The 24981-nt window shown below is 71.5% G+C and carries 26 protein-coding genes; 9 read left to right on the top strand and 17 right to left on the bottom strand.

The genetic code is table 11. The annotated features are described in order from the left end of the window. Genes LIV55_RS06590 through LIV55_RS06605 form a run of 4 tightly spaced genes read right to left on the bottom strand, consistent with a single transcriptional unit; the run spans nucleotide 1 to nucleotide 3349 of the window. Nucleotides 1-1599, bottom strand: coding sequence for a YHS domain-containing protein (locus LIV55_RS06590; RefSeq protein WP_229299693.1), 1599 nt, complete (start codon nucleotides 1597-1599; stop codon nucleotides 1-3). Between the two features lie 14 nt (nucleotides 1600-1613). After that, nucleotides 1614-1904, bottom strand: a complete 291-nt coding sequence (locus LIV55_RS06595) for an MmoB/DmpM family protein (RefSeq protein WP_068270921.1) — start codon at nucleotides 1902-1904, stop codon at nucleotides 1614-1616. Nucleotides 1905-1915: 11 nt separating this feature from the next. Then, nucleotides 1916-2923, bottom strand: coding sequence for a ferritin family protein (locus LIV55_RS06600; RefSeq protein WP_229299694.1), 1008 nt, complete (start codon nucleotides 2921-2923; stop codon nucleotides 1916-1918). 24 nt (nucleotides 2924-2947) lie between these two features. After that, complete coding sequence (locus tag LIV55_RS06605) at nucleotides 2948-3349, bottom strand: hypothetical protein (RefSeq protein ID WP_123093629.1); 402 nt, start codon at nucleotides 3347-3349, stop codon at nucleotides 2948-2950. Between the two features lie 345 nt (nucleotides 3350-3694). On the opposite strand from LIV55_RS06605, the gene LIV55_RS06610 reads away from it, so the two are divergent. Further along, the gene (locus LIV55_RS06610) at nucleotides 3695-4633 is read left to right on the top strand and encodes an AraC family transcriptional regulator (protein ID WP_123093628.1); all 939 of its coding nucleotides are present in this window, start codon (nucleotides 3695-3697) and stop codon (nucleotides 4631-4633) included. Nucleotides 4634-4831: 198 nt separating this feature from the next. Here LIV55_RS06610 and LIV55_RS06615 read toward each other — a convergent pair whose 3' ends face one another. The 8 genes from LIV55_RS06615 to dnaA all read right to left on the bottom strand — a co-directional run bounded on the left by LIV55_RS06615 (nucleotide 4832) and on the right by dnaA (nucleotide 13065). Further along, complete coding sequence (locus LIV55_RS06615; protein ID WP_229299695.1) at nucleotides 4832-5269, bottom strand: GlcG/HbpS family heme-binding protein; 438 nt, start codon at nucleotides 5267-5269, stop codon at nucleotides 4832-4834. Beyond that, a complete protein-coding gene (locus LIV55_RS06620) occupies nucleotides 5266-6186 on the bottom strand; it encodes a catechol 2,3-dioxygenase (protein ID WP_229299696.1) in 921 nt (306 codons plus the stop codon). Before LIV55_RS06620 ends, LIV55_RS06615 begins: the two co-directional genes overlap by 4 nt. 11 nt (nucleotides 6187-6197) lie before the next feature. Continuing rightward, complete coding sequence (locus LIV55_RS06625) at nucleotides 6198-6566, bottom strand: 2Fe-2S iron-sulfur cluster-binding protein (RefSeq protein WP_229299697.1); 369 nt, start codon at nucleotides 6564-6566, stop codon at nucleotides 6198-6200. 152 nt (nucleotides 6567-6718) lie between these two features. Continuing rightward, complete coding sequence (locus tag LIV55_RS06630) at nucleotides 6719-7354, bottom strand: DciA family protein (RefSeq protein ID WP_229299698.1); 636 nt, start codon at nucleotides 7352-7354, stop codon at nucleotides 6719-6721. Next, nucleotides 7351-8559, bottom strand: a complete 1209-nt coding sequence (gene recF, locus LIV55_RS06635; RefSeq protein WP_229299699.1) for a DNA replication/repair protein RecF — start codon at nucleotides 8557-8559, stop codon at nucleotides 7351-7353. The genes LIV55_RS06630 and recF overlap by 4 nt, the downstream gene beginning before the upstream one ends. A gap of 1 nt (nucleotide 8560) precedes the next feature. After that, a complete protein-coding gene (gene gnd, locus LIV55_RS06640) occupies nucleotides 8561-9661 on the bottom strand; it encodes a phosphogluconate dehydrogenase (NAD(+)-dependent, decarboxylating) (protein ID WP_123093623.1) in 1101 nt (366 codons plus the stop codon). Nucleotides 9662-9742: 81 nt separating this feature from the next. Next, complete coding sequence (gene dnaN / locus LIV55_RS06645) at nucleotides 9743-10876, bottom strand: DNA polymerase III subunit beta (protein WP_068270893.1); 1134 nt, start codon at nucleotides 10874-10876, stop codon at nucleotides 9743-9745. A gap of 692 nt (nucleotides 10877-11568) precedes the next feature. Next, nucleotides 11569-13065, bottom strand: coding sequence for a chromosomal replication initiator protein DnaA (gene dnaA / locus LIV55_RS06650; RefSeq protein WP_372456508.1), 1497 nt, complete (start codon nucleotides 13063-13065; stop codon nucleotides 11569-11571). A 443-nt stretch (nucleotides 13066-13508) separates the two neighbouring features. Between dnaA and rpmH the strand changes: the two genes are divergently transcribed. The 8 genes from rpmH to LIV55_RS06690 all read left to right on the top strand — a co-directional run bounded on the left by rpmH (nucleotide 13509) and on the right by LIV55_RS06690 (nucleotide 20056). Further along, on the top strand, nucleotides 13509-13646 hold the full coding sequence (rpmH, locus tag LIV55_RS06655; protein WP_068270888.1) for a 50S ribosomal protein L34: 138 nt from the start codon (nucleotides 13509-13511) through the stop codon (nucleotides 13644-13646). Nucleotides 13647-13658: 12 nt separating this feature from the next. Then, nucleotides 13659-14036: a ribonuclease P protein component gene (gene rnpA, locus LIV55_RS06660; RefSeq protein WP_191564176.1), complete on the top strand. Its 378-nt coding sequence runs from the start codon at nucleotides 13659-13661 to the stop codon at nucleotides 14034-14036. Further along, entirely contained in the window at nucleotides 14033-14395 is a 363-nt protein-coding gene (yidD, locus tag LIV55_RS06665; RefSeq protein WP_068270882.1) for a membrane protein insertion efficiency factor YidD, read from the top strand. Before rnpA ends, yidD begins: the two co-directional genes overlap by 4 nt. Continuing rightward, the gene (gene yidC / locus LIV55_RS06670; protein ID WP_068270880.1) at nucleotides 14392-15441 is read left to right on the top strand and encodes a membrane protein insertase YidC; all 1050 of its coding nucleotides are present in this window, start codon (nucleotides 14392-14394) and stop codon (nucleotides 15439-15441) included. The genes yidD and yidC overlap by 4 nt, the downstream gene beginning before the upstream one ends. A gap of 56 nt (nucleotides 15442-15497) precedes the next feature. Further along, the gene (locus LIV55_RS06675) at nucleotides 15498-16103 is read left to right on the top strand and encodes a Jag family protein (protein ID WP_229299700.1); all 606 of its coding nucleotides are present in this window, start codon (nucleotides 15498-15500) and stop codon (nucleotides 16101-16103) included. A 7-nt stretch (nucleotides 16104-16110) separates the two neighbouring features. Next, nucleotides 16111-16776, top strand: a complete 666-nt coding sequence (gene rsmG / locus LIV55_RS06680) for a 16S rRNA (guanine(527)-N(7))-methyltransferase RsmG (RefSeq protein ID WP_308012879.1) — start codon at nucleotides 16111-16113, stop codon at nucleotides 16774-16776. Between the two features lie 1118 nt (nucleotides 16777-17894). Continuing rightward, a complete protein-coding gene (locus LIV55_RS06685; protein WP_308012880.1) occupies nucleotides 17895-18953 on the top strand; it encodes a ParA family protein in 1059 nt (352 codons plus the stop codon). Beyond that, the gene (locus LIV55_RS06690) at nucleotides 18950-20056 is read left to right on the top strand and encodes a ParB/RepB/Spo0J family partition protein (protein ID WP_229299702.1); all 1107 of its coding nucleotides are present in this window, start codon (nucleotides 18950-18952) and stop codon (nucleotides 20054-20056) included. Before LIV55_RS06685 ends, LIV55_RS06690 begins: the two co-directional genes overlap by 4 nt. Before the next feature lie 92 nt (nucleotides 20057-20148). Here the strand turns inward: LIV55_RS06690 and trxA are convergent, their stop codons facing one another. The 5 genes from trxA to LIV55_RS06715 form a co-directional block, all read right to left on the bottom strand. Further along, on the bottom strand, nucleotides 20149-20475 hold the full coding sequence (gene trxA / locus LIV55_RS06695; protein ID WP_068270866.1) for a thioredoxin: 327 nt from the start codon (nucleotides 20473-20475) through the stop codon (nucleotides 20149-20151). Nucleotides 20476-20534: 59 nt separating this feature from the next. Further along, a complete protein-coding gene (gene trxB / locus LIV55_RS06700) occupies nucleotides 20535-21560 on the bottom strand; it encodes a thioredoxin-disulfide reductase (protein WP_068270864.1) in 1026 nt (341 codons plus the stop codon). A 111-nt stretch (nucleotides 21561-21671) separates the two neighbouring features. Beyond that, entirely contained in the window at nucleotides 21672-22487 is an 816-nt protein-coding gene (locus LIV55_RS06705) for an RsmA family anti-sigma factor (RefSeq protein ID WP_229299703.1), read from the bottom strand. Continuing rightward, nucleotides 22484-23125, bottom strand: a complete 642-nt coding sequence (sigM, locus tag LIV55_RS06710) for an RNA polymerase sigma factor SigM (RefSeq protein WP_123093614.1) — start codon at nucleotides 23123-23125, stop codon at nucleotides 22484-22486. Before sigM ends, LIV55_RS06705 begins: the two co-directional genes overlap by 4 nt. Nucleotides 23126-23131: 6 nt before the next feature. Further along, entirely contained in the window at nucleotides 23132-24967 is a 1836-nt protein-coding gene (locus LIV55_RS06715) for a protein kinase family protein (RefSeq protein ID WP_229299704.1), read from the bottom strand. Nucleotides 24968-24981: the final 14 nt, after the last annotated feature.

Here is a 24981-nt window from a genome sequence, read left to right on the forward strand (position 1 = left end):
TCAGCTCCTCCCCTCAGCGGCCACGGCGGCCGCGTCGTCGTTGACGGCAGCTGTGGCGTCGGCGGCGGTGCCGTCGTCGGCGGCGGTGCCGCGGCCGTGCCACTTCTCCCAGTTCTGGTGGTCGACGGAGCCGATGTACTCGCCGCCGTCGCCCTCCTGCAGGCCGTACCAGTCGAGGACCTCGGGCACGCTCGGACCGCCGCACGCGCCCTGGAAGATCTGGTGCACGGGCAGCCAGGCCTGGACGTACTTCTCGGGCTCGCGCTCGAAGATCCACTGGCAGCCGTCGGAGCAGGTGTTGTACAGCTCGCCCTCGTGCTCGGACTCGCGCTGGACGATCTCGTCCGAGCCGTCGGTGGCGCGGAAGAGCATCGGCACCTGGCAGACCTGGCACAGCTGGGGCAGCCCGCGGTAGAAGGTGCGCCCGCCCTCGGCGACGATCTTCTTCTCCTTCTCCCACAGCGGGAGGAAGTCCTTGGTGAAGGCCTCGCCGTAGTTGTCGGAGAGCCACTGCAGGTGCTCGTCGTCGGGGACGGTCGTCGTGAAGGACGCGGCGAAGGCGAACTGGTAGAGCGTCCAGTAGACCTCGTGGCTGAGGATGTCCTTCTCGGCGATCGCGTCGTCGACGTGCTTCGGCGGGCGGATCCCGTAGAACTCGAGGTCCTTGAAGAGACCGTTGAGCATCTGCTCCTCGAAGTAGAGCTCGAAGCTCTCCTTCCAGCTCATGACCTTGCGCGGGAGCATGTAGTCGAGCATCTGGGCGATGAGCGCCGTGACGCGGTAGCCCCGCCAGAACCACTTGTCGACCCACGCCTGGACGATCGGGACGTTGTCCTCGTCCTGCTCGAGGATGAACTTGATCGCCTCGAGGCCGAGCGTCATGTGCCGCGACTCGTCGGACTGCGCCGAGAAGCCGAAGGTCATCGTCGGCAGGTCGCCGTTGAAGGACGCCCCCGACATGAAGGGCACGAAGAGCAAGTTGGTCAGCAGGTACTCGAAGGAGAAGCCGACGGCGATGAGGAACTCGAAGGGGCCGGCGGTGAGGGCGTCGTCGAAGAAGGACTTCGGGACGGAGAGGTACCAGACGCGGTCGTGCATCTGCACGTAGTTGTGGAAGCCGCCGTAGTACTTGTTGTAGTTGCTCAGCGTGTGCGTCTCGGTCTGGAAGTGACGCATCTCGTCGATCGACTGGCACATGGCCGCGAAGCGCGGCCCGGGACCGGCGAGGTGACGCGCGAGGAAGGAGAAGTGGCGGTGGGCCGCGTACTCCAGCGGCGCGACCCCCTGGATGAAGAGCTTCATCGCGTTGAGGTAGTTCGCGTCGGTGAGGGAGAGGTGGCCCTGCCCCTGGGCGAAGCCGTCGAGGACGGCGTAGAGGCGCTTGTCCTTCTCGGCCTGGTACTTGCAGTACGCGTCGATCGTCAGGCGGAAGGGGTCCTCCCAGGCCGCCCAGTCGTGGATCTTGATCCCCTCGAACTCGAGGTAGGGGAACATCTCGTCCTTCTCGACGTAGCTCGGCTCCCAGTCCAGGTCACGGGTGAGCGCCTGGTAGCGGGACTTCATCGAGAGCTTGCGGGTCTTCTTCGGTGCGATGGTCATGGTGATCGGTCCTCTCAGTGGTCCCAGGCGATGACGATCTCGTCGTCATCCCATTCCTGGATGTGTCCGAAGTAGCTGACGATGGCCATCTGGAACTCGTGGGTCTCCCACGGGCGGCCGAGCTTCTCCTCGACCGTGGCCTGCTGGATGACGAGCCGGCCGGGGGCGGCGATGCGCACGAGGCCGGGCGAGTGGGTGAGCTCGGCCTCGGGGTTGTCGGCCTCGATCGCCTCGATGACCCCGCGGTTGTTCTCCGACTCCTGGATGTCGACGCCGACCTTGCGCGTCTGGGTGGTCTCGCTCATGGGGTGCCTCCTCAGGCGGTCGTGGGGACGACGTGGGCGGCGCGCAGCTGCTCGGCCTTGGCGTCGAGAGCCTCGCCGGCGCCGGCGTCGAGCAGGCGGTCGATCTTCTTGGCGACCGGGCGAAGGGCGATCTCGGCCTTCGCGAGGGCCTCCTCGACGGTCGAGGCGAGCAGCTCGGCGTTCTTCTCACCGGTCTGCGGGTCCTCGCGCCACGTGGCGAAGAGCTTCTCGATCCACGTGCGCTGCTCGGCCAGCCAGCCGGCGAGGTGCTGCATCGCCAGCGAGTACGCCGGGGCCCCGCCGGTGACGGCCTTGTCCTCGAGGTGCACGTAGAGCAGGTCGTAGAGCATCTCGTCGAGGACGTAGAGGGTGACGAGCCCGACGCCCCAGTCGTCGACGCAGATCGTCTTCTCCATGTGCTCGCGCAGCGGCTGCAACGCGTCGTCCTCGAGCCACGTCGTCTTCGCCGTCGCGAGCTGGTCGGCCGTGCCGCCGCCCAGTGCGATGCCGATCCGGGAGATGACCTGGGCGTTGCCGGTGCGGTCGAAGCCGGCGTAGCTGAGGCACTGGGCCAGGGCCGAGCCGTTGCTGAAGCGGGCCGCCGCCGTGAGGATCAGCTGCGCGCCGCTCTCGTAGTGGCGCATCGGGATGACGACCTCGGAGACGACGTCCTTCCAGTCCTGGGGCAGCCGGCCGAGCAGGTCGCGGTCCTCGATGTAGTCCAGCGAGGTCTTGAAGCTGTCGTAGGCCTCGGCGCGGTTGGCGACGTACGGCGCGTAGTAGTACTGCCGCGGGTCGAGGAAGGCGTTGGGGTCGCTGAGGACGAAGGCGCTGAAGTCGTCGCCGTACAGCTGGGCCTGCGGCGCCCACATCGGGGCGTAGTGGAAGTTCTCCTTGGGCTGGATGTCGACCGAGCCCTCCTGGTACCGGGTGGCCGGCCGGTCGCCGAAGATCGCGGCGATGTGGTCGAAGGTGTGGCGCTGGGTCTCGATGACCTGCGTCTTCAGCTCGTACTGCACGGTGTCCTCCTGGGTGGGCGTGGGTCAGGAGGCGACGGGGCGCTGCGCCCCTGCCTCGACGATGAGTCGGACGAGCAGGTCGGGCAGGGCATCCGCGCTGTCGAGCTCCTGGGGGAGCTCGCTGTCGAAGCCCTGGCCGACGAGGCGCCCGTAGGCGATGCCGTCCTCGAAGGTGGTGGAGATGCGGGCGGCCCGCTCGTCCATGCGCACCTCGAAGGCGAGCTCGCTGGGCAGCGTCTCGTCGACGAGGGAGAGGTGGTGGCGCTGCGGGCCGAGCACCGCGTTGGCCTCGCACAGCAGCTGCTCGGCGAGGGAGCGGATGGCGACGTGCCGGTCGGCGCCGGTGCCCGTGGAGATCCGCTGGCTGATGCGGGTGGTCGGCATCGGCGCGATCGCGCCCACGTCGGGCTGGTCGTCGGCGTCCACACCGACCACGTCTGCCACTCGGAGCATGAAGGGGGTCATCGTGCTGACTCCTCGGTCCGTTGCGTTGCGTGGCTCCCGGCGAGGGGAGGGCACGTCGCCGGCGTCGTTGCACGGCGTGGGAGGGACGTTATGAGCGCGTCGGCGCGGGCACGATCCGCTGAGCGCAGCGGCTATCCGGGGAGCGCACCCACCCTCTCGGGTGGGCTCGCCGCCCCCTTCGCGCCGGGGATCTGGGCCCGGCGAAGGGGGGTCCACGGCGTTCCGCGCTGCGGAACGCTTCTCGTCGGCGGCTTCCCGACGGCCCCCCGGGTGCGCATACTCACGAGACGAAGGAGGTGAGGTGCGATGCGGCACCTCCATGAGAGCACGCCCACCTTCTCCGACTGGGAGGGCGTGCACGACGCGGTCGCCGACGCATACTTCCCGCATGCCCTGCGGCCGCGCTCCGAGGGCTCTGCCGCCCGCTCCGAGCTCGAGGTCGTCGACCTCTCCCTCGTCCGCGTCGCGCACATCCGCTTCGGCGCGACCGTCGACATCTCGACCGACCACGCCGGTGCCGTCGCGATCAACCTCCAGCTGCGCGGCTCGATGGAGTCCGTCCTCGGCGGCACGTCGGTGACGACCGAGCCCGGCCAGGCCGCGATCTTCCCCGCGGACACCCCGGCCCGGTTGCCGGCGTGGACCCCCGACAGCGACGTGCTCGGGCTCCGCGTCGACGAGGACTACCTCGCCCGAGAGAGCGAGCGGGTGCTCGCCCGCAAGGGCCTCGTCCTGCCCCGGGTCGTGGACCTCAGCGGGCCGGAGGGGCGCGCCTGGGTGGCGATGGCCCGCACGACCCTGCGCAACGCGCGCGACTGCGGCGGCGTCCTCTACCGCGACCCCCGCGTCGCCGAGTCGGTCTCGAGCATGCTCGTTACCGGGCTGCTCCTCGCGGCGGTGCCCGAGGACTCGCTGACGAGCACCCGGCCGCGCCCGGTGCACCGCGCCGTCGAGGCGATGGAGGCCGACCCCGCGCGGCCGTGGTCCCCCGCGGACCTGTCCGAGATCGCCGGCTGCAGCGTGCGCCGGCTGCAGCAGGCCTTCCGAGAGCACGTCGGGACCTCGCCGCTGGCCTACCTGCACGACCTGCGCCTCGACCGGGTGCGGGTCGACCTCGCCGCGGGCGCGGGGCCCGTCACGGATGTGGCGATGCGCTGGGGCCTGCACCACATGGGCCGTTTCGCCGCCGACTACAAGCGCCGCTTCGGCGAGCTGCCGAGCCAGACCGCCGCCCGCGCCGCCTGACCCCTTCGCCCCCTCCGCCCCTTCGCCCGCCCCACCCCTTCGCGCAGCCCACCCCGGGCATGCCGAAGGGGACCCACCACCTGGTGGGTCCCCCTTCGTACGTCATGGGTCGCGATGCCCCCCGCTCTGCCGCGGGTACCACGCAGTACTGGTCGTGATCGCGATCAGTACTGCGCCGTAGCGCGGGGGCGAAGGGGGTCAGCGCACGGCGTCGGCGCCGGCCTGGGCGACCTGCTTGTCCTGCGCCGCGCTGCCGCCCGAGGCGCCGACGGCGCCGACGAGCTCGCCGTCGACGACGACCGGGACTCCGCCGCCGAAGGCCGCGACGCCCTCGCGACCGCCGATGCCGTCGCGGACCGCGGGCTCGCCCTCGATCGCCGCGTACAGCTCGTCGGTCGGGGCCCCTCCGAAGGAGACGACGGTGCGGGCCTTGTCCCTCGCGATGTCGCTGGATCCGGCGAAGGCCCCGTCCATCCGGGCGAAGGCGAGCAGGGCGCCGCCGGGGTCGACGACCGCGACGTTCATCGCCGCCCCGATCGAGGCGGCCTGCGACAGCGCGGCGTCGACCGCGGCCCGGGCGCCAGCGAGCGTGAGCGTCGCCGACGTCCGGGTGTGCGCGTGGTGCGCCCCGCTCACGTGAGGACGGTGGTGAAGCGCTCGTTGAGCTCGCGGGAGTGGTAGAAGATCCCCTTGCCGATCTGGTCGACCGTCCACACCGTCGTCGGGCGGTCCGGGAAAGCGAGGTAGCCGCCGGAGAAGACCTCGTTGCGGTTGCCCGACGGGTCGAAGAAGTAGACCGTCTGGCCGCGCGTGATGCCGTGGCGGGTCGGGGTCACGTCGATCGGCACGTCGTCCATCGACATGAGGTCCGCCGCGCGGCCGACGTCGTTCCAGCTGTCGAGGCGGAAGGCGAAGTGGTGCAGCTTGCCCTGCGGGCCGCCGATGACAGCGAGCTGGTGGATCTGGTTGTTCGAGGTCATCCACGTGCCGACGAGGTCGTGGTCCTCGTCGAGGCTGGTCTGGACCCGCTCGGTCGCGTAGAAGCCGAAGACGTCCTTCAGCATCCGCTCCATGAGCTTCGGGTCCTCGGTCGTGATGAGCGAGTGGTCGAGAGCGGGGGCGCCGACGCCGACGAGGTGACGGGGGAAGGCGTCGGGGTTGTGCGTCCCGACCTCGGTGCCGTACGCCGTGGCCTGGTGGTAGACCTCGAAGACGTGCTCGCTCGGGGTGGTGAAGCGGATGCCGTCGCCGATCTCGGGGTTCTCCCCCTCCGCCATCCGCTCGACGGTCAGGCCGAAGGCCTTCGCCTTGGACTCAATGTCGTCGATGTCGGACTCGTGCTCGACCTTCCAGCCGTACTTGACGACGCCGACGCCACCCTCCTCGAGGACGAGGGAGTGGTGGTCCCACTCGTCCCAGCCCTTGTAGAAGGTGCGCTTGGCACCGTCGGCGGCCGTGTCCGAGTGGGTCTCGTACAGGCCGAGCGTGCTCGCGTAGTGTTCCTTGGCCTCGGCCATGTCGGTGACGCGCACGTGCGCATACCCCAGACGCATGATTCCCATGGTTACTCCTTCTCGGTGCCGGCCGCCAGCGCCCGGGCGCGCTCGCGCGCCTTGGCGTTGATCTGGCGGAGGATCGGGTTGACCAGACGCAGCTCGCTCTGGCGCATCTGGATGGTGATGTCCGAGTCCGGGACGGCTCGGCAGCTCAGGCAGGTCCCGTCGGTGCGCTCCTCCGCGCTCACGACGGAGTCGGCGACCGGCCGGTTGTAGGTGAAGTCGCCCTCGAGGACGTCGAGCTTGCAGATGCCGCAGCCCCCCCGCTTGCACCCCACGGTGTAGGCGTACCCGGCCTTGTACAGGCCGGACAGCACCGTCTCGTCCGGCTCGAGGTACACGACCTCGTCCAGCGCGGGGATGGACACGTGGGGCACCGGCGCTCCTTCGCGGTCGGTCGACGGCGGCTCCAGCGCCGCTCTCCCCGTGAGAGTGCCCGGGCGAAGGGGGGAGCCTCCACGCGCGTTCGCGCGTGCGGAACGTCGGGCCAGGACCGCCTCCGTGGGCGGCGACCGGCGGCTCGCCCGGCTCAGCCGTAGGTGTCGCGCGGGCCCCGCATGCCCGGGGCGCGGCGCGGGCCCTTCTTCCACGACGGTGCGCTCGGCCCGACCACCCGCAGCTCGACCACCGTCTCGGGGCCGACCTCCTCGGCGAGCCGGCCGAGGAGGCTCGAGGTGAGCAGCCGCAGCTGGGTGGCCCACGCCGTCGAGTCGGCGCGCACCGTGAGGACGCCGTCCTCGAAGGACACCGGCGCGCTGTGCTCGGCGACCTGCGACCCGACGAGATCCGGCCAGCGCGACATCACCGACCCGGCCGCGACGTCGGTGCGCCACCCGCGGTCGGCGATCATCCGCTCGATCTGGTCGCCGAGCAGCTCTGGGTCGCGCCCGGTGGGGATCGCCGACCCTTCCGGCTCCATCCCCCGACGCACCCGGCGCCGGCGCGGCTTCATGCCCGGGCGCAGCCCGCGGCCCGCGGCGACGGCCCGCGCCCGCGACAGGGCCGTGGCCGCGGCGTCCTCGACCTCGCCGAGCGCCTCGTCCTGCGCGGCACCCTCGTCCTGCGCGGCGTCGTCGTGACCGGCGCCGTCGTGACCGGCGCCGTCGTGACCGGCGCCGAGACCTCCGTGCGCCCCGGCCCCGGGCTCCTCGCTCGACCCGCTCATGCCGGGCTGACCTCCCCCTTCGTCACCGCGAAGCGGGCACCGCTGAGCTCCTCCGGCACGTCGGCCCCCACGGCGGCGGTGATGAGCACCTGCTCGGAGCCGGCGACGAGACCCGCGAGGCGGGTCCGGCGGCCCGAGTCGAGCTCGGCGAAGACGTCGTCGAGGACGAGGACGGGGTCGTCGTCGAGGTCGTGCTGGAGCAGGCGGTAGGCGGCGAGGCGCAGCCCCAGGGCGAAGGACCACGACTCGCCGTGGCTCGCGTACCCCTTCGCCGGCATCTCGCCGAGCGCCAGGGTGATGTCGTCGCGGTGCGGCCCGACGAGGCTCACGCCGCGGTCGAGCTCCTGGTCACGGACCTGGGCCATCCCGTCGAGCAGCTCCTCGCGCAGCCGCTCGACAGGCGGCACGTCCTGCGCGCTCTCGAAGCCCTCGGCGAGCGCCTCGCCGACCGGGCCCGGGATCGAGGAGCGGTAGCGTGCGGTCGCCTCGCTGACGCTGGCGCTCACCTCGCCGTAGGTCTGGGTGAGGTGGGGGACGAGGTCGGTGAGCAGGCGCAGGCGGGCGTAGAGCAGCTGTGCCCCGACGGTGGCCAGCCGGTCGTCCCAGATGTCGAGGGTGCGCATCGCCTCCTCCCGGGCGGCGCCCGGGTCGACGCCCGCGGGCACCCGGGCCCGACGGCCCCGGCCGCGCTTGTCGGCACCGGCCTGCTTGAGCAGGGCGGAGCGCTGGCGCACGACCTTGTCGTAGTCGCCCCGGACCCCCGCCCAGCGCGGCTGGCGCTGGACGAGCAGGTCGTCGAGGAAACGGCGGCGCTGGTCGGGGTCGCCCTTGACGAGGGCGAGGTCCTCGGGGGCGAAGAGCACGGAGCGCACGGTGCCCAGGACGTCCCGGGTCCGGGGGAGCGGCGAGCGCCCGAGCTTGGCCCGGTTGGCCCGGCCCGGGTTGATCTCGAGCTCGACGACCTGCTCACGACCGTCGCGCACCACCGCGGCACGGATGATCGCCCGCTCGGCACCGACCCGCACGAGCGGCTGGTCGGTGCTCACCCGGTGGCTCGAGAGGGTCGCGAGGTACCCGACCGCCTCGACGAGGTTGGTCTTGCCCTGGCCGTTGAGCCCGACGAGGGTCGTGATGCCCGGCTCCAGGGCGAGATCGGCCGCCGCGTAGCTGCGGAAGTCCCCGACCGTGAGGTGCCGGACGTGCACCTCAGCTGGAGCTGCGGGTGGAGCGGGTGCCCGACGTCGGGCCCTTCGAGCCGCCGGTGCTGCCGCTGCCCGAGGAGGGGCCCGCCGAGGCGGCCTTGCGCCCCTTCGCCTGCGCGGTGCCGGCGTCCTTCGTCGGCTTCTCCTTCTTCGCGGCCTTGCGCTGGGTGCTCTTCGCGTCCTTCGGACCGGTCGCGGCCTCGGCGCGCAGCTGCTCGCCCTCGGCGGTCGTCATCACCTGGTGCCCGCCGAACTGGCCGCGCAGCGCGGCGACGGCCTGCATCGTCGGGCTGGAGTCCTGGCGCGAGGCGAAGCGGGCGAAGAGCGAGGCCGAGATGACCGGCATCGGCACGGAGTTGGCGATCGCCTCCTCGACGGTCCACCGGCCCTCACCCGAGTCGGCCGTGTAGTCGGAGACGTCGTCGAGCGTGGGGTTCTCCTCGAGCGCCTTGACCATGAGGTCGAGCAGCCAGGAGCGCACGACGGTGCCACGGCTCCACGCCTTGAAGGCACCGGGCACGTCGGTGACGATGTCCTTCTTCTCGAGCAGCTCGTAGCCCTCGGCGTAGGCGTGCATGAGGCCGTACTCGATGCCGTTGTGGACCATCTTCACGTAGTGGCCGGCGCCGACGGCACCGGCGTGCACGAAGCCCTCGTCGCGCGGGCCCTCGGGGCGCAGCGCGTCGAAGATCGGCATCGCCCGGGTGACGTGCTTCTTCAGCCCGCCGACCATGAGGCCGTAGCCGTTCTCGAGACCCCAGATGCCGCCGGACACCCCGCAGTCGAGGTACCCGACGCCCTGCGCCTTGAGCATCTCGGCGTGCACGGCGTCGTCGCTGAAGCGGGAGTTGCCGCCGTCGATGACGAGGTCGCCCTCGTCGAGGCGCTCGGCGAGGTCGGCGACGACGGAGCGGGTGATCTCACCGGCCGGCACCATGACCCACACGACCCGGGGCGCCTCGAGCTGGTCGATCATGTCCTGGACGCTCGTGCTGTCCGAGATGGACTGGTCGCGGTCGTACCCGACGACCTCGTGACCGGCGCGGCGGATGCGCTCGCGCATGTTGCCGCCCATCTTGCCCAGGCCGATGAGTCCCAGCTGCATGAGGTGCTCCTTGGTGTGTCGACGTTCGGGTCGGGGGTGCGGGGTGCCCCGCCCGCGCGCGGCGGGCCGGGCGAAGGGGGGTCAGCCGGCGAGTCGCACGGGCTGCAGGACGTAGCGGTAGGTCGTGTCGAGCTCGCCGTCCTGGCTCGTCTGACCGGTGATCATCGCGGCCTTGAGCGCGCCGGTGAAGGACATCCGGGTCCACTCGGTGCCGAGCACCCCGAGCCCGTCGAGGAGGTAGCCGGGGTTGAAGGCCACGGCGATGTCCGGGCCGGTGACGCTCGCCTCGAGCGCCTCGGAGGCCTGGGCGTCCTCGCCGGTGCCGGCCTCGATGGCCAGCTGGCCCTCGGAGAAGCGCAGGCGCACCGGGGTCGTTCGCTCCGCGACGAGGGCGACGCGCTTGACCGCCTCGATGAGATCCGCGGTCGCGATGACGGCCTCGGTCTCGCTGCTCGTCGGGAAGATCTTGGCGACCTTCGGGTACTCGCCGTCGAGCAGACGGGAGGTCGTGCGGCGCTGCCCGGCCTCGAAGCCGACGAGCCCGTCACCGCCTGCCGCGCTGCCGAGGGCGACGTCGATCGTGCCGACGGCGCCGAGCGAGCGGGCGGTCTCGGAGAGGGTCCGTGCCGGGATGAGGGCGACGTGGCTGGCGTCGGAGGTCCTCGGCGACCACGTGATCTCGCGCATCGCGAGGCGGTAGCGGTCGGTGGCGAGCAGGGTCATCCGGTCGCGGTCGACCTCGACGCGCACGCCGGTGAGGATCGGGAGCGAGTCGCCGCGGTCGGCGGCGATGGAGACCTGGGCGACGGCCTGGGTGAAGACGCTGCCGTCGATCGAGCCCGAGCCCTCGGGCGCGGTGGGCAGCGTGGGGTACTCGTCGGCCGGCATCTGCAGGAGGGCGAAGCGGGAGCTGCCGCACGTCACCTGGACCTTCGTGCCCTCGGTGGAGACGTCGACGGGTCGGCCCGGGAGGTTGCGGGAGATGTCGGCGAGCAGACGGCCGAGCACGAGCACGGTGCCGGACTCCTCGACGTCGGCGGCGACGGTGATCCGGGCGGAGACCTCGTAGTCGAAGGCCGAGAGGGTGACCGTCCCCCCTTCGTCGGCGGAGACGAGGACACCGGCGAGGACGGGGACCGGCGGGCGGGCCGGCAGACCACGAGCAACCCAGGTGACCGCCTCGGCGAGGACGTCACGCTCGACGCGGAACTTCACGAGTACCTACCCATTTCCCGCGCGGAGCCTCCGCGCGTGTGCGATGACAAGTGTGTCACCCGTCTCGGCTCGCATGATCACCGCACGGGAGCCCAACCCTAGATCCACAGCAGGCCGGTCCGCCATGCGTGGGGACGGGAGATGAGGTGGAGAGGACTCATCGTTGTCATAGGTCGTGTGGACAGTGGGGACAACCCGCGGCGAGTGGCCTGCAGCCCGCTCGTGGGGCGGATCTGCGTCCGCGGTGGGGTGTGGACGACCTGTCGACGCAGCTGTGCACGACCGGGTGGGGGGTGTGGACGGCGCAGGGGCGTCCTCATGCGCTCCCGGTCCGTCCACAGCTGTCCACAGGCTCGTCCGCAGGGATGTGCACCGATCTCGTGGCGTCCGGGGCCCTCGACGGTGGCGACGGCTGTCCACAGGTGTGTGGACACGTGCGGTTCATGGCGCGGTTGTGGACGGGACCGGGCGTGTTGCGTGCGTCTGCACCGCGATCGCTGGGTGCACAGAGTTGTCCACAGCCTGTGGATCTGTGGACAACTTGGGGGACAACGTGCCTCGACCCGGTCGCCGGCGGTGGGGACGGCGCAGGAGGGGCACTCTTCACACAGGTGTGGACAACTGCTGTGGACAGGGTCGCCAGGACGGCCGCGACCCGTCGTCGGGTCTCGCGGCGGCGCCGGCACGGCGGTCTAGCTGTTCGCCTGCTGCTTGATGCGGTTGGTTAGCTCGGTGACCTGGTTGTAGATCGCGCGCCGCTCGGCCATGAGCTCGCCGATCTTGCGGTTCGCGTGCATGACGGTCGTGTGGTCGCGCCCGCCGAAGAGCTTGCCGATCTGGGGCAGCGAGGCATCGGTCAGCTCGCGGCACAGGTACATGGCGATCTGCCGGGCGGTCACGAGCACGCGGCTGCGCGAGGCGCCCTGGAGGTCCTCGATCGTCAGGCCGAAGTAGGCCGCGGTCTGGGCCATGATCGTCGCCGCGTCGATCTCGTTGGGTGCCTCGTGGGGGATGAGGTCCTTGAGCACGATCTGGGCCAGACCGAGGTCGACCGGCTGCCGGTTGAGGCTGGCGAAGGCGGTGACGCGGATGAGCGCGCCCTCGAGCTCGCGGATGTTCGTCGAGATCCGGCTCGCGATGAACTCGAGGACCTCGTCGGGCACCGACAGGCGCTCCTGGATGGCCTTCTTGCGCAGGATCGCGATCCGCGTCTCGAGGTCGGGCGGCTGGACGTCGGTGAGCAGCCCCCACTCGAAGCGGCTGCGCATGCGCTCCTCGAAGCCCTGGAGCAGCTTGGGCTTGACGTCGCTGGTGATGACGACCTGCTTGTTGGCGTTGTGCAGCGTGTTGAAGGTGTGGAAGAACTCCTCCTGCGTCTGCATCTTCCCCGACAAGAACTGGATGTCGTCGATGAGCAGCACGTCGACGTCGCGGTAGCGGGCCTGGAAGGCGGCCGCCTTGTCGTCGCGGATGCTGTTGATGAAGTCGTTGGTGAACTCCTCGGAGTTCACGTAGCGCACCTTGACGTGCGGGTAGAGGTTGCGCGCGTAGTGACCGATCGCGTGGAGCAGGTGGGTCTTGCCCAGACCGGACTCGCCGTAGATGAAGAGGGGGTTGTACGCCTTGGCCGGCGCCTCGGCGACCGCGACCGCGGCCGCGTGGGCGAAGCGGTTGCTCGAGCCGATGACGAAGGTGTCGAAGAGGTACTTCGGGTTGAGCCGGGTCAGCTCGACGCTCTCGGGCTGGGTCGCCCCGCGCCCGGCCCGTCCCGCGCTGGCGGCCGCCGTCTCGCGTGTCGTCATCGGGTCGCCGACCGGCAGCGGGTCCTGCGTGGCCAGACCCTGGCGAAGGGGGAGGACGTCCGCCTCGTCGCGCGGCGACCCGTCGGCAGAGGACTCGGGCAGGTGGTCCTCGCCGTCCTGGTGCAGGTCCGGGTCGACGGTCACCGCGATCCGCACCTCCTGCCCCAGCTGGGCCGACAGGGCCTGGGTCAGCTGCATCCGCAGGCGCTGCTCGACGAACTCCTTGCTGAAGTCGTCGGGCACGGCGATGAGGGCGGTGCTGTCGAGGAGACCGACGAGCTGGGCGTGGGTGAGGAAGGCGCGGCGGCCCACGGGCACGCCGTCGGCGTCGAGGGAGTCGAGGGTGGAGCGCCAGACCTGTGCGAAGTCCATGTCGGCGTCAGCCACGCTCTACCACCTCGGTCGGTCCGGCCGGTCTCGCCGCGGGGGCGACGGACATGTCGTCGTCATCCTCGCGTCCACGGCAGACCGGTGTCCACACGCTTGTCCACAGGCTGTGGGTACCGAGGGGGATGAGGGCCGACGCTAACAACTCGACGTCCCCCCGGCAAGCCGGTCGGCACAACTGCGAGATGTCGTCGGCGTGTCGCGGGTGCGGCCGAAGCCGGTGCTGGCACCCTGGGGTGTTTGTCGCTCCCGCGCGTGCTCCCTCGCGTGGTTTGACCGGGTCGAGCGGGCTGCCGTAACCTGGCAGACGGCCTGATCGGCCGCTTTCGCATGCCCATGATCGCGCGTCCCTCGCGGACGAGCCACGTGGGCCTCCGATCGCGGCTGATCCACGAACCCCACCCGGACGTGCCCGATCGTCCGACGACACATGGAGTACCGCGATGAGCAAGCGCACCTTCCAGCCGAACAACCGTCGCCGCGCCAAGACGCACGGCTTCCGTCTGCGCATGCGCACCCGCGCCGGCCGCGCCATCCTGGCCAACCGCCGCGCCAAGGGGCGCGCCAAGCTCTCCGCCTGAGCAGACCCTCCCGTGTTGCCCGCGCAGCACCGGCTGACGGAGCGCGGGGAGTTCACGGCGACGGTCCGTGGCTCCGGCGCTCGACGCCAGGGCTCGCGGCTGCTCGTGGTCCACGCCCGTCACACCGACGCGCGGTCGGCACTGCCACCGCGCGTCGGTGTCGTCGTGTCCAAGGCCGTGGGCAACGCGGTCGTGCGCAACCGGGTCAAGCGTCGGCTGCGCGCCCAGGTGGCGCCCCTCCTGCCGGCCGTGCCGAGCGGGACCGACCTCGTGCTGCGGGCCAACCCCGCCTCCGCGAGCGCCACCTCCGCGCAGATCGGCCGCACCCTCGGCTCGGCCCTGGCCTCCTTGGGCCTGACCGAGCCCTCGCCCGCGGAGCCCACGCCATGAGCGGGAGCCGGGCTGCGGCCCCCTTCGTCCTGCTCGTCCGGGGCTACCAGCGCTACCTCTCCCCGCTCCTGCCGGCCCGGTGCCGGTACTACCCGACGTGCTCGGCGTACGCCGTCACCGCGCTGCGCCGCTTCGGGCCGGTGCGTGGTGGGTACCTCGCGGCGCACCGGATCGGACGCTGCCACCCGTGGTCGCACGGAGGTGTCGACTTCGTGCCCGACACGTGGGCCCAGCGCGGCTCGCCCGAGCTGACCCGGCCGCGGCTGGGTGACGACACCCCGGCCCTCAGCGAGGCCGATCTCCAGACCTCCCGGCGCCGCCTCGGCGCACCCCGACAGCGAAGGATCACCTCCCCGTGAGCTTCAGCGACATCATGTATCCCTTCGAGTGGCTGGTCGCCTGGATCATCGTCCTGTGGCACAAGCTGCTCGTCGTCATCGGTCTGCCGAGCGACAACGGCTGGACGTGGACGCTGTCCATCGTCGGTCTCGTGCTCGTCATGCGTGCGGCGCTCATCCCGCTCTTCGTCAAGCAGATCCACGCCTCGCGCAAGATGCAGCTCATCCAGCCCGAGATGCAGAAGATCCAGAAGAAGTACAAGGGCAAGAAGGACCCTGAGTCCCAGCAGAAGATGCAGCAGGAGATGATGTCTCTCTACCGGGAGACAGGCACCAACCCGCTCGCGTCATGCTTGCCGATCCTCGTGCAGTCGCCCTTCTTCTTCGGCCTCTTCCGCGTCCTCAACGGCCTCGACGAGATCGCCAGCGGCGAGCGTCAGCCCATCGGACCGCTGACCAAGGCCCTGGCTGCCGAGGCCGAGAAGTCGACGATCTTCGGGGCCCAGCTCTCCGACATCTTCCTGGGCGCGAACACACTCAACGTCCAGATCGTCACCGTCGTGCTCATCATCCTCATGTCGGCGACGACCTTCACCACCCAGCACCAGCTGATGCGCAAGAACATGCCGACCGCTGCGCTCGAGGGCCCCTTCGCCCAGCAGCAGAAGATCATGCTCTACCTCTTCCCGATCATCTTCGCCGTCTCCGGCATCAACTTCCCGATCGGTGTGCTCATCTACTGGTTCACGACGAACCTGTGGACGATGCTCCAGCAGTTCTACGTCATCCGCCGCATGCCCGCGCCGGGCTCGGCCGCGGAGAAGGCGATGCACGAGCGTCGGCGCAAGGCCGGCAAGCCGCTCGACACCCCGGAGGAGGAGCGCGAGCGCGAGCACGACGCCGAGATGGCCGAGGAGCTCCGTGAGAAGGGCGTCATCTCCGGGCAGCGGGTGCAGCCCAAGAGCAAGAAGCGCTCGAAGAAGGACGGGACGAAGAAGAAGCCCGGCCCGCCCCCTGGCTCGTCGTCGACGGCGACCGCCACGAAGAACCCACGAAACGACAGCTGATCCCCCTTCGTCCCCCGGGCGCTGCGCCCGACTTGCCTGCGACAGGAGCACCACCCATGACCGAGACCACGACCCCCGAGACGACGACCGAGGCGACGCCCGAGGAGGCCTCGAGCCAGGCGCCCGCGGGCACGCGTCAGTCCGCACTGGTGCGCGAAGGGGAGGTCGCCGCCGACTTCCTCGAGACGCTGCTCGACATCTGCGACCTCGACGGCGACATCGACCTCGACATCGACGGCGACCGGGCCGCGGTGGCCATCGTCGACTCCGAGGACGGCCGCGTGCCTCGTCGCCTCATCGGCAGCGACGGCAAGGTCCTCGACTCGCTCCAGGAGCTGACGCGCCTCGCCGTGCAGTCGGCCACCGGTGAGCGCAGCCGCCTCATGCTCGACATCGCCGGTCACCGCGCCGGCCGTCGCGCCGAGCTCGTCGAGATCGCCCGCGACGCGGTGCGCCGCTCGCGCGAGTCCGGCGAGGAGATCTCGCTCGAGCCGATGTCGGCCTTCGAGCGCAAGGTCGTCCACGACGAGGTCCTCGCCTCCGGCCTGTCCTCGGAGTCCTCGGGCACCGAGCCGCGGCGCTACGTCGTCGTCATCCCCGAGGCCGGCACCCAGGCCGAGGCCGACGACGAGCAGGACGCGTCGGCCGACGCCGACGCCTGAGCTGCTCGTGGACCACGCCCCTGAGGCCACGGAAGGCGCTCACCGGTTCTTCGCTGAGCGCCTTCCGCGCGCCACGGCCTTCGCCGACATCCTCGCCGACACCGGGGTGAGCCACGGGCTCATCGGTCCGCGCGAGGTGCCGATCCTGTGGGAGCGGCACATCCTCAACTGCGCGGTGATCGAGGACGCCTTCCCCAGCGGGGCCCGGGTCGTCGACGTCGGCAGCGGTGCTGGTCTGCCCGGCGTCGCGATGGCGATCGCCCGTCCCGATCTCGAGATCCATCTCGTCGAGCCGATGATGCGGCGCACCGAGTGGCTCGACGGTGTCGTCAGCGATCTAGCTCTGGAGAACGTCACGGTCCACCGTGCGCGGGCCGAGGAGATGCACGGGGTGCTCAGCGCCCCCTTCGTCACCGCGCGCGCGGTGGCCCGGCTCGACAAGCTGGCCCGCTGGTGCTTCCCGCTGCTCGACGATGGCGGGCAGCTCGTCGCGATGAAGGGCCGCACCGCGCAGGAGGAGCTCGACGCCGTGACGCCGACCCTGCGCAAGCTCGGCATGACCGCCGCCGCGGTGAGTGAGCACGGCGCCGCGGTGCTCCTCGAGGCCACAATGACGGTCGACTGCACCGTCACCCCCCGCAAGCCCGGGACGAAGCGCCCCCGCCGCCGCTGACCCCCCACCGCACCCCACGGCCCGTGTTTCACGTGAAACACGGGCCGTCCTGCGTCTCAGGGTGGGTGGGGGCTGGTGGTGGTTGAGGTGCGCGGAAGAAGTCCGTGGTGGTTGAGGTGCGACGAAGGAGCCTCGAAACCACCCGACCCAGTCGCGACGGCTTACGGTCGTCACGGTCTCGCCCGTGATCCTTGCGATGGTGCCTGACGTCAGCCCGAAGATGGCGATGGTCGAGGTGCACCGAAGGGTCTCGAAGTCACGGCTCGAAGGGCCGGCCCGGTGGTCTCGAGGCCTGGGCGCGAGGCGCCCTTCGCACCTCGACCAGCAACGGTGTTGGTGGTCGAGGTGCGACGAAGGAGGCTCGAAACCACACCCTGCGCGTGATGGCGGGTGGGGCGCGAAGAGCAACCCGGTGGTGGTTGAGGTGCGACGAAGGAGCCTCGAAACCACCCGGGACGGTCGCGATGGGCTCACGGTCGACGTGCTGAGCTCCGAAGCCGCGACGGATGGTCAACACGACGCCTGTGGTCCGGTGGTCTCGAGGCTAGGGCGCGGGGCGCCCTTCGCACCTCGACCAGCAACGGTGCTGGTGGTCGAGGTGCGGGCCGAGAGACCTCGAAGTCCCCGACCGAACGGCCCAGCCGGTGGTCTCGAGGCTCGGGCGCGGGCGCGGGCGCGGGCGCGGGGCGCCCTTCGCACTTCGACCGGCACCGGCTTGGTGATCGAAGTTCGGGGGTGGCGTGCTCTGCGCGGTGCCAACGAGGAGATCGAGGCCTCGGGAGGCACCAGGAGCGCTGGCACGCGGATGTTTCACGTGAAACGAGCTGCGCCTACCCCACCAGTCGGGAGCGCGCCGTGCGAGCTGGGGTCGCACGCGAAGGCGGCATGCTTCACGTGAAACACACGCACACCGGCCTGCCCCACGACCCCATCTACCCGCTTTGGCGTGTCGTCGCCCGGTGACGTTGAATGGGACGGCTTCATCGAGGAACGGAGAGAGCGTGCACGACGCCGCACCCACTGATCGACCCACCGGTCGTCAGGTCGTCCCAGGGATGGGGTGGCCCGCACTGCCGGCCCCCTCGGAGTCCGAGCCCATCGGCTGGCAAGGCGAGCGGGTGACTCCGCGAACGCCGGACACCTCGGCTGCGCCGAGCGACGCCGCACCCGAGCAGACCGCCGCGAGTACCGTTTCACGTGAAACGTCGACCTCGAGGGACGACGCGGCCGTCGGTGACACGACGCAGGGTGCCTCGGGCGACGACGCAGCAGAGGACGAGTCACCAGTCCTCGCCGCGGTCAACGCCGACAAACGCGCTCGCGCCCGCCTGGCGTCGAAGACCTTCCCCACGCCGGACCGCACCCGCGTCATCACCGTCTCGAACCAGAAGGGCGGGGTCGGCAAGACGACGACCGCCGTCAACCTCGCCGCCGCCCTCGCGCAGAACGGCCTGACGGTCCTGCTCGTCGACACCGACCCGCAGGGCAACGCGAGCACGGCGCTCAACATCGACCACCACGCCGAGGTCCCGAGCATCTACGACGTGCTCATCGAGGGCACGCCGATGGCCGACGTCATGCAGCCCTGCCCCGACGTCGACGGTCTGTGGTGCGTGCCCGCGACGATCGACCTCGCGGGGGCCGAGATCGAGCTCGTCTCCCTCGTGGCCCGTGAGTCGCGGATGCGCGGCGCCCTCGACCAGCTCGCCCGCACCCGGGCCGAGCGGGGTGAGCGACGCATCGACTACGTCGTCGTCGACTGCCCGCCGAGCCTCGGCCTGCTGACGGTCAACGCCTTCGTCGCCGCGCAGGAGGTGCTCATCCCCATCCAGTGCGAGTACTACGCGCTCGAAGGCCTCTCGCAGCTGCTCAAGAACATCGACCTCATCCAGACGCATCTCAACCCCGAGCTGCACGTCTCGACGATCCTGCTGACGATGTACGACGGGCGCACGAACCTCTCGCGCCAGGTCGCCGAGGAGGTCCGCACCCACTTCCCCGACGAGGTGATCGGGGCGACCATCCCGCGCTCCGTCCGGGTCTCCGAGGCACCGAGCTTCGGCCAGACGGTCATCACGTACGACCCCCAGAGCTCTGGGGCCCTGGCCTACCTCGAGGCCGCAGCTGAGATCGCCGACCGCGGGGTCGGCACCGACGGACAGGACGGCCAGGAATGAGCGAGAAGCGACGCGGACTCGGACGTGGGCTCGGCGCCCTCATCCCCGACGCCAGCACGGCGCGCAGCCGGCCGGTGGACGTCTTCTTCGCCGAGCGGGACGCGAGTCCCGCCGCAGGTGCACCCACGGACGGCTCGAGCGCCCCGAACACCGCTGCAGGCATGCTCGCCGCCGCGCAGAAGGCCCCGACGGGCGAGCCCACCGCCGCGCACGACGCCCCGCACCACGTGGAGCACCCCGAGCCCACCCCGGCGCAGGACGGTCTCGCGCCCGTCCCCGGTGCCCACTACGCCGAGATCCCCGTCGACGCCATCCGGCCCAACCCGCGTCAGCCGCGCACCGTCTTCGACGAGGACGACATGGCTGAGCTCGTGCACTCGATCCGCGAGATCGGTGTTCTGCAGCCGGTCGTCGTGCGTCCCCTCGCCGAGGGTGCCGACGCGCAGGACGGCGTGCGCTTCGAGCTCATCATGGGCGAGCGTCGCTGGCGGGCCACCCGCGCCGCGGACCGCGAGAGCATCCCCGCGATCGTCAAGGCCACCGAGGACGACGACCTCCTGCGCGACGCGCTGCTGGAGAACCTCCACCGCTCCGAGCTCAACGCGCTCGAGGAGGCGGCCGCCTACCAGCAGCTGCTCGACGACTTCGGCTGCACCCAGGACGAGCTGGCCATCCGCATCGGCCGCTCCCGCCCGCAGATCAGCAACACCCTGCGCCTGCTGCGCCTGCCCCCGCTCGTCGCCCGCCGCGTGGCCGCCGGTGTGCTCTCGGCCGGGCACGCCCGCGCTCTGCTCTCCCTGCCCGACGGCGCGAGCATGGAGCGCCTGGCGCAGCGCATCGTCGCCGAGGGCCTGTCCGTGCGCACGGTCGAGGAGATCGTCGCGCTCGGCATGGAGCCCGAGCGCGAGGCGCGCCGCTCCTCCCCGCGCCTGCCCGCCCCCGAGCTCGACGACCTCGGCGCCGCGGTGAGCGACCACCTCGACACCCGCGCGAAGATCTCGATGGGCGCCAAGAAGGGCCGGATGACCATCGAGTTCGCCTCGATGGACGACCTCACCCGCATCCTCGAGCGAATCGGCATGGACAGCACGCACATCGTCTGACGACGCGAGATCCGTTGCAGCGCAACGGTTTCCGGCATGACGAAGGGGGACCCACCAGTCGGTGGGTCCCCCTTCGCCAGGTGGTCCTGAGGTCAGCCGATGAAGGGCTCGAGCTCCTTGATGAGCTTCGGCTTCGGCATCGCGCCGACGAGCGTCTTGACGATCTCGCCGTTCTTGTAGACGTGCATCGTGGGGATCGAGGTGATCCCGTAGCGCGAGGTGATCTCGGGGTTCTCGTCGGTGTTGAGCTTGACGATCGACAGCTTGCCGTCGTACTGCCCGGCGAGCTCCTCGAGCACCGGCGCGACCGCGCGGCACGGGCCGCACCAGGGCGCCCAGAAGTCGACGAGGACGGGGGTCTCGCTGCCCAGGACGTCCTGCTCGAACGTCGCGTCGGTGGTGGGCTTGGTGCCAGCCATGGTGATCCTTCCGGTCGGGGTGTGCGTCGGGGTGACGAAGGGGGAGGGAGTCGAGGATGTCAGCGGACGCCGACAGTGCCCTCGACCGGGTCCTCCTGAGAGATGAGCGACTGGTCGGCGGCCGGTGCCCCGGCCTCCTCGCGCTCGGCGAGCCACCGCTCGGCGTCCAGAGCCGCGGAGCAGCCGGACCCGGCGGCCGTGATGGCCTGGCGGTAGGTGTGGTCGACGAGGTCGCCGCAGGCGAAGACCCCGTCGAGGTTCGTGCGGGTCGAGCGGCCCTCGGCGAGGACGTAGCCCTCGGCGTCGAGGGCGACCTTCGCCGCGTCGGTGGTCTGCGTGAGCAGCTCGTTGCGGGGGTCGTGACCGATGGCGACGAAGAGGCCGGTGACCTCGAGGTCGCGCTCCGCACCGGTCCGGGTGTCGCGAAGGGTGATCGAGGAGACCTTGTCCTGGCCGTGGATCGCCGAGACCTCGGAGTTCCACGCGAAACGGATCTTGTCGTTGCCCAGGGCGCGGTCGGCCATGATCTTGCTCGCGCGCAGCTCCTCGCGGCGGTGGACGATCGTCACCGAGCGGGCGAACTTCGTGAGGAAGGTGGCCTCCTCGATCGCGGAGTCGCCACCACCGACGACCGCGATGTCCTGGTCGCGGAAGAAGAAGCCGTCGCACGTGGCGCACCAGCTGACGCCGTGGCCGGACAGGCGCTTCTCGTCGGGCAGACCGAGCTCGCGGTAGGCCGAGCCCATCGCGAGGATCACCGCGTGGGCGCGGTGCTCGGTGCCCTCGGAGTCGGTGACGACCTTGACGTCGCCGTCGAGACGCACGGAGGCGACGTCGTCGGTGACGATCTCGGTCCCGAAGCGCTCGGCCTGGCCGCGCATCGACATCATGAGGTCGGGGCCCATGATCCCGTCGGTGAAGCCGGGGAAGTTCTCGACCTCGGTGGTGTTCATCAGCGCGCCACCAGCCGTGACCGCACCCTCGAAGAGCAGGGGTGCGAGGTTGGCTCGGGCGGCGTACACGGCCGCGGTGTAGCCGGCCGGACCGGACCCGATGATGATGACGTTACGGACGTCGGCAGTCACAGATGTAGTCCTCGGATGGTGGGTGCAGGGGTAGATCTTGGGGTCTGTCGTGCTCAACACCCATCGTAGGCGAGCGATTCCCGACCGCCCGCCAGCATGTCCAGGGGGAGCTCAGCGCACCGGCACGCTCGTGTCGTAGATCGGCTCGCAGCCCGCGGCGACGGCCCAGGCGCGGGTGCCGTCGTCACCGACCGCGACGAGGAGGAAGCCGGCCCGCCCGTCGAAGGTCCCGACGTCGGCCTGGACGGGGTGCACCTCGCCCGCCCCGATCTGACGCAGGCAGTCGCGCGCCCCGCGCTCGGTCGTCAGCGGGCCGAGCATCGGCGAGCTCGACGAGTAGGCCACGGCACCACGGTGCTTCCGCGTCCACACGGACGTCGTCCGGGCGGCGCCGTCCTCGAGCGTCGCCTCGGTGTAGCGCCGCTCGGTCATCGTCAGCACGAAGGGGGACGAGCTCTGGAAGGGGGAGCGACCGGAGTTCCCCGAGAAGGCCTTGGTCGAGCTCTCCGCGGACTGCGAGGGCGCGTCCTCGACCCCTTCGTCCCCGTCCGTCAGACCACCGTCCTCGGAGCGGGTCGACGCGGGGCCCGACTCGTCGCCGGCGCTCCCGCCCGCGCCGGAGCCTGCCGAGCTGTCCGCTCCGCCGCGCAGCGTCGTGCTCGCGACGTACCCGGTGCCGGTGACGAGGACCACGGCGGCCGCAGCCCCGAGGAGCCACGACCCGGCCCGACGCCGGTGGGTCGCGAGCGGCGTGACGGTGGCGCCGGCACGTCGTCGTCGGCGCTCCTCGTGCAGCGAGGCCTCGATGCGGGCGACGAGCTCGGGCGGCATCGCCGGGTGCTCGTCACCGGACGGCAGGTCGGCGAGCAGGGCGCGGACGTGCTCGTCGTCGCGCTCCTCGTCGGGGCGCTGCGGGTCCTGCGTCATGCCTCACCTCCTGCGCTCGCTGCGGGGCCCGTGCGGCCCGGGGGCGCGATGCCCCCTTCGTCATCTGACGTGCGGGCACCGTCTGGGGTTCCCGCACGCAGGACGGCGGCCAGGGCGGCGCGGCCACGACTGCCCCGCGACTTCACCGTGCCCTCGGCGACACCGAGCATGCGCGCGGCCTCGGCGACCGGCACGCCGTGCATGTCGACGAGCACGAGGACGAGGCGCTGCGGCTCGGGCAGCGCGGCGAGGGCGTCCTGGACGAGCAGCCGGGTGTCGACCTGCGCGGTCCCGTCGGGACGCGAGGGCAGGCGCGTCGACGCCCGCTCGTCGAGCTCGTCGAGGGAGTCCGTCGGCCGGGCTCGGCGCAGACGGTCCAGGCACGCGTTGACGACGACGCGGTGCAGCCAGGTCGTCACCGCTGCGTCGCCGCGGTATCCCTCCGCGCGGCGGAAGGCGGCGAGGAAGCCGTCCTGTACGGCGTCGGCCGCCAGCTCGGGGTCGCGGCACACCGAGAGGGCGACGCCCCACATGCGGTCCCGGTGACGGGCGAAGAGCTCGCCGAAGGCGTCCGGGTCACCGGCGACGTGCCGCCGCACGAGCTCGCGGTCGTCGATCTCGTCCAGCGCCCCCCGCACGTCGGCCTAGCGCAGGACGACCTCGGCCAGCGACGCACGGTGCCGGCCGTCGTCGCTCTGGACCGTCGTCGTGAACCAGATCGTCACGTACTGCCCGCGGGCTGCGGAGCGGCCGGTGATCGTCACCGAGCCGTTCTTGCCCTCGCTGCGACCCAGCTCCGTGCCGGCGATGCCCGCCTCGTCGCCGACGAAGACCTGGACGGTCGTCGCCTGCGGCAGCTGGAGGGTCGCGCTGCGGACCTGGCGGGCCTGGCCGAGATCGAGGACAATGCCGACCCCGCCCTTGTTGCCGAAGTTCGGGGACTCGTAGCCCTCCGTGGTCCACGAGGTCGACAGGTCGTCGTCGTAGACGCGCTGAGCCTCGGAGTTGTGCTCCGCGCCGTCGCCGTTCGGGTCGTAGCCGATGGCACCGATGACCGGGATGGGCTCGCTGGTGCGGGCGCCGTTGCCACCGCCCGAGGGGCGTGAGGTGCTCGAGGACTGCGTGGGGCGCACCGGGTCGGCGCCCTGGGCGTCCGAGCCGAAGATCGCGCTGAGGTCGGTGTTGTCGCCGATCTTCGAGACCCCGACCGCGCCGACGACGAGGGCGACGACGACGAAGAGGGCCATGATCGCGACGACGACCCGCGACTGCTCACGGCTCGGCGGCTCGCTCGCGTCGGCGGGCAGCAGCGGCGCCGGGGGCTCGAGGTCGTCCTGGCTGCCCGCGCTGCCCAGGCTCACGCGGTCGCGGCTCTCCGAGCTGCGGATCGCCTCGCGCTGGGCACGTCGGTCGGCGGCAGCCTCCCCGGCGCGCTCGCGGGTGCGCTGGGCGGCCCGTCCGACGCGCTCGCCGAGGATCTTCCCACCGCCGGCGAGAGCGCCGGCGACCGAGACGGCGGCGGCACCCGCCGCAGCACCGCGGCCGGTCCGGGCGGTGCCGGGCTCGTCGGAGCCCTCCGCCGAGACCACCTGGGTGGGCTCGTCCGAGGGAGCCGTGGCGCCGCGCGAGATCGCCTGCGTGGGCTCGTCGTCGTCGGAGTCGACGGCGGTGCTCCGGTGCTCCTGGGCGGCGGCACCGGCGGCCGGGGTGACCCCGATGACCTGCGTGTCGTCCGGCCCGGGGGCATCGGCGAAGGGGGCGTCGGCCCCGTCGTCCGCCGCGGCCTCGTCGAGGGGCTGGGCCGCGCCGTCGTCGACGGGCGTGCGCGACCACGGGGAGACCGAGGCGGCGTAGTCGCCGGGCGAGGAGGGGCCGGCGTCGTCGGCGAGGGTCTCGCGGCAGATCGTGTCGAGGTCGCTCGGCACGCCGACCGCGAGGTGCGACGGGGGCAGCACGCCGGTGGCGTCGCGCGGCGCCGGCGGCAGCGATGTGGAGGTCTGGAGCGGCCAGCTGCCGGTGAGCCCGGCGTAGGCCAGGGCGACGACACCGGCGCCGTCGAGCGCCGCGGCCTCGTCGCCCTCCTCGTCGACGCCCGCCAGGGCCGCGTCGACCGCGAGGCCGCGCACGCGCACGGACCCGTCCGGGCCGACGAAGACGCTGTCGGGGCTGATCGCGAGGTGGTGCAGCCCACGGCTGCGCGCGGCCTCGAGCACGAGGGCGACCTCACCGGTGATCCGGCGGACCTCCTCGGCGGGCAGCCCGTGCGTCGCGAGCTCGGCGAGCGAGCGGTCGTCGCCGCGGAAGGACTCGGTGACCCAGGCGCGCTCGTCGTCGTGGTCGACGTCGAGGATGCGCGTGAGACCGGGGTGACCGACCCCGCTGGCGCGTCGGGCCGCGTCGAGGGCGGCGTCGGTGTGCGGGTCGTCGAGCGGCAGGACGAGGAGCACGACGTCGCGCTCGAGGTCGCTGTCGCGGGCCACCCACCGCTGCCCCG

Origin of the sequence: Janibacter melonis, from assembly GCF_020567375.1 — a bacterium.
In the GTDB taxonomy this organism is placed as follows: Bacteria; Actinomycetota; Actinomycetes; order Actinomycetales; family Dermatophilaceae; genus Marihabitans; species Marihabitans melonis.

Coding starts and splice junctions, on each gene's coding strand:
- LIV55_RS06595 (WP_068270921.1), bottom strand. CDS start 1,904: ATGAGCGAGACCACCCAGACGCGCAAGGTCGGCGTCGACATCCAGGAG.
- LIV55_RS06675 (WP_229299700.1), top strand. CDS start 15,498: ATGACCGAGACCACGACCCCCGAGACGACGACCGAGGCGACGCCCGAG.
- gnd (WP_123093623.1), bottom strand. CDS start 9,661: ATGCAGCTGGGACTCATCGGCCTGGGCAAGATGGGCGGCAACATGCGC.
- rpmH (WP_068270888.1), top strand. CDS start 13,509: ATGAGCAAGCGCACCTTCCAGCCGAACAACCGTCGCCGCGCCAAGACG.
- LIV55_RS06620 (WP_229299696.1), bottom strand. CDS start 6,186: ATGCGTCTGGGGTATGCGCACGTGCGCGTCACCGACATGGCCGAGGCC.
- LIV55_RS06690 (WP_229299702.1), top strand. CDS start 18,950: ATGAGCGAGAAGCGACGCGGACTCGGACGTGGGCTCGGCGCCCTCATC.
- LIV55_RS06610 (WP_123093628.1), top strand. CDS start 3,695: ATGCGGCACCTCCATGAGAGCACGCCCACCTTCTCCGACTGGGAGGGC.
- LIV55_RS06590 (WP_229299693.1), bottom strand. CDS start 1,599: ATGACCATCGCACCGAAGAAGACCCGCAAGCTCTCGATGAAGTCCCGC.
- LIV55_RS06630 (WP_229299698.1), bottom strand. CDS start 7,354: ATGAGCGGGTCGAGCGAGGAGCCCGGGGCCGGGGCGCACGGAGGTCTC.
- yidD (WP_068270882.1), top strand. CDS start 14,033: ATGAGCGGGAGCCGGGCTGCGGCCCCCTTCGTCCTGCTCGTCCGGGGC.
- trxA (WP_068270866.1), bottom strand. CDS start 20,475: ATGGCTGGCACCAAGCCCACCACCGACGCGACGTTCGAGCAGGACGTC.
- LIV55_RS06705 (WP_229299703.1), bottom strand. CDS start 22,487: ATGACGCAGGACCCGCAGCGCCCCGACGAGGAGCGCGACGACGAGCAC.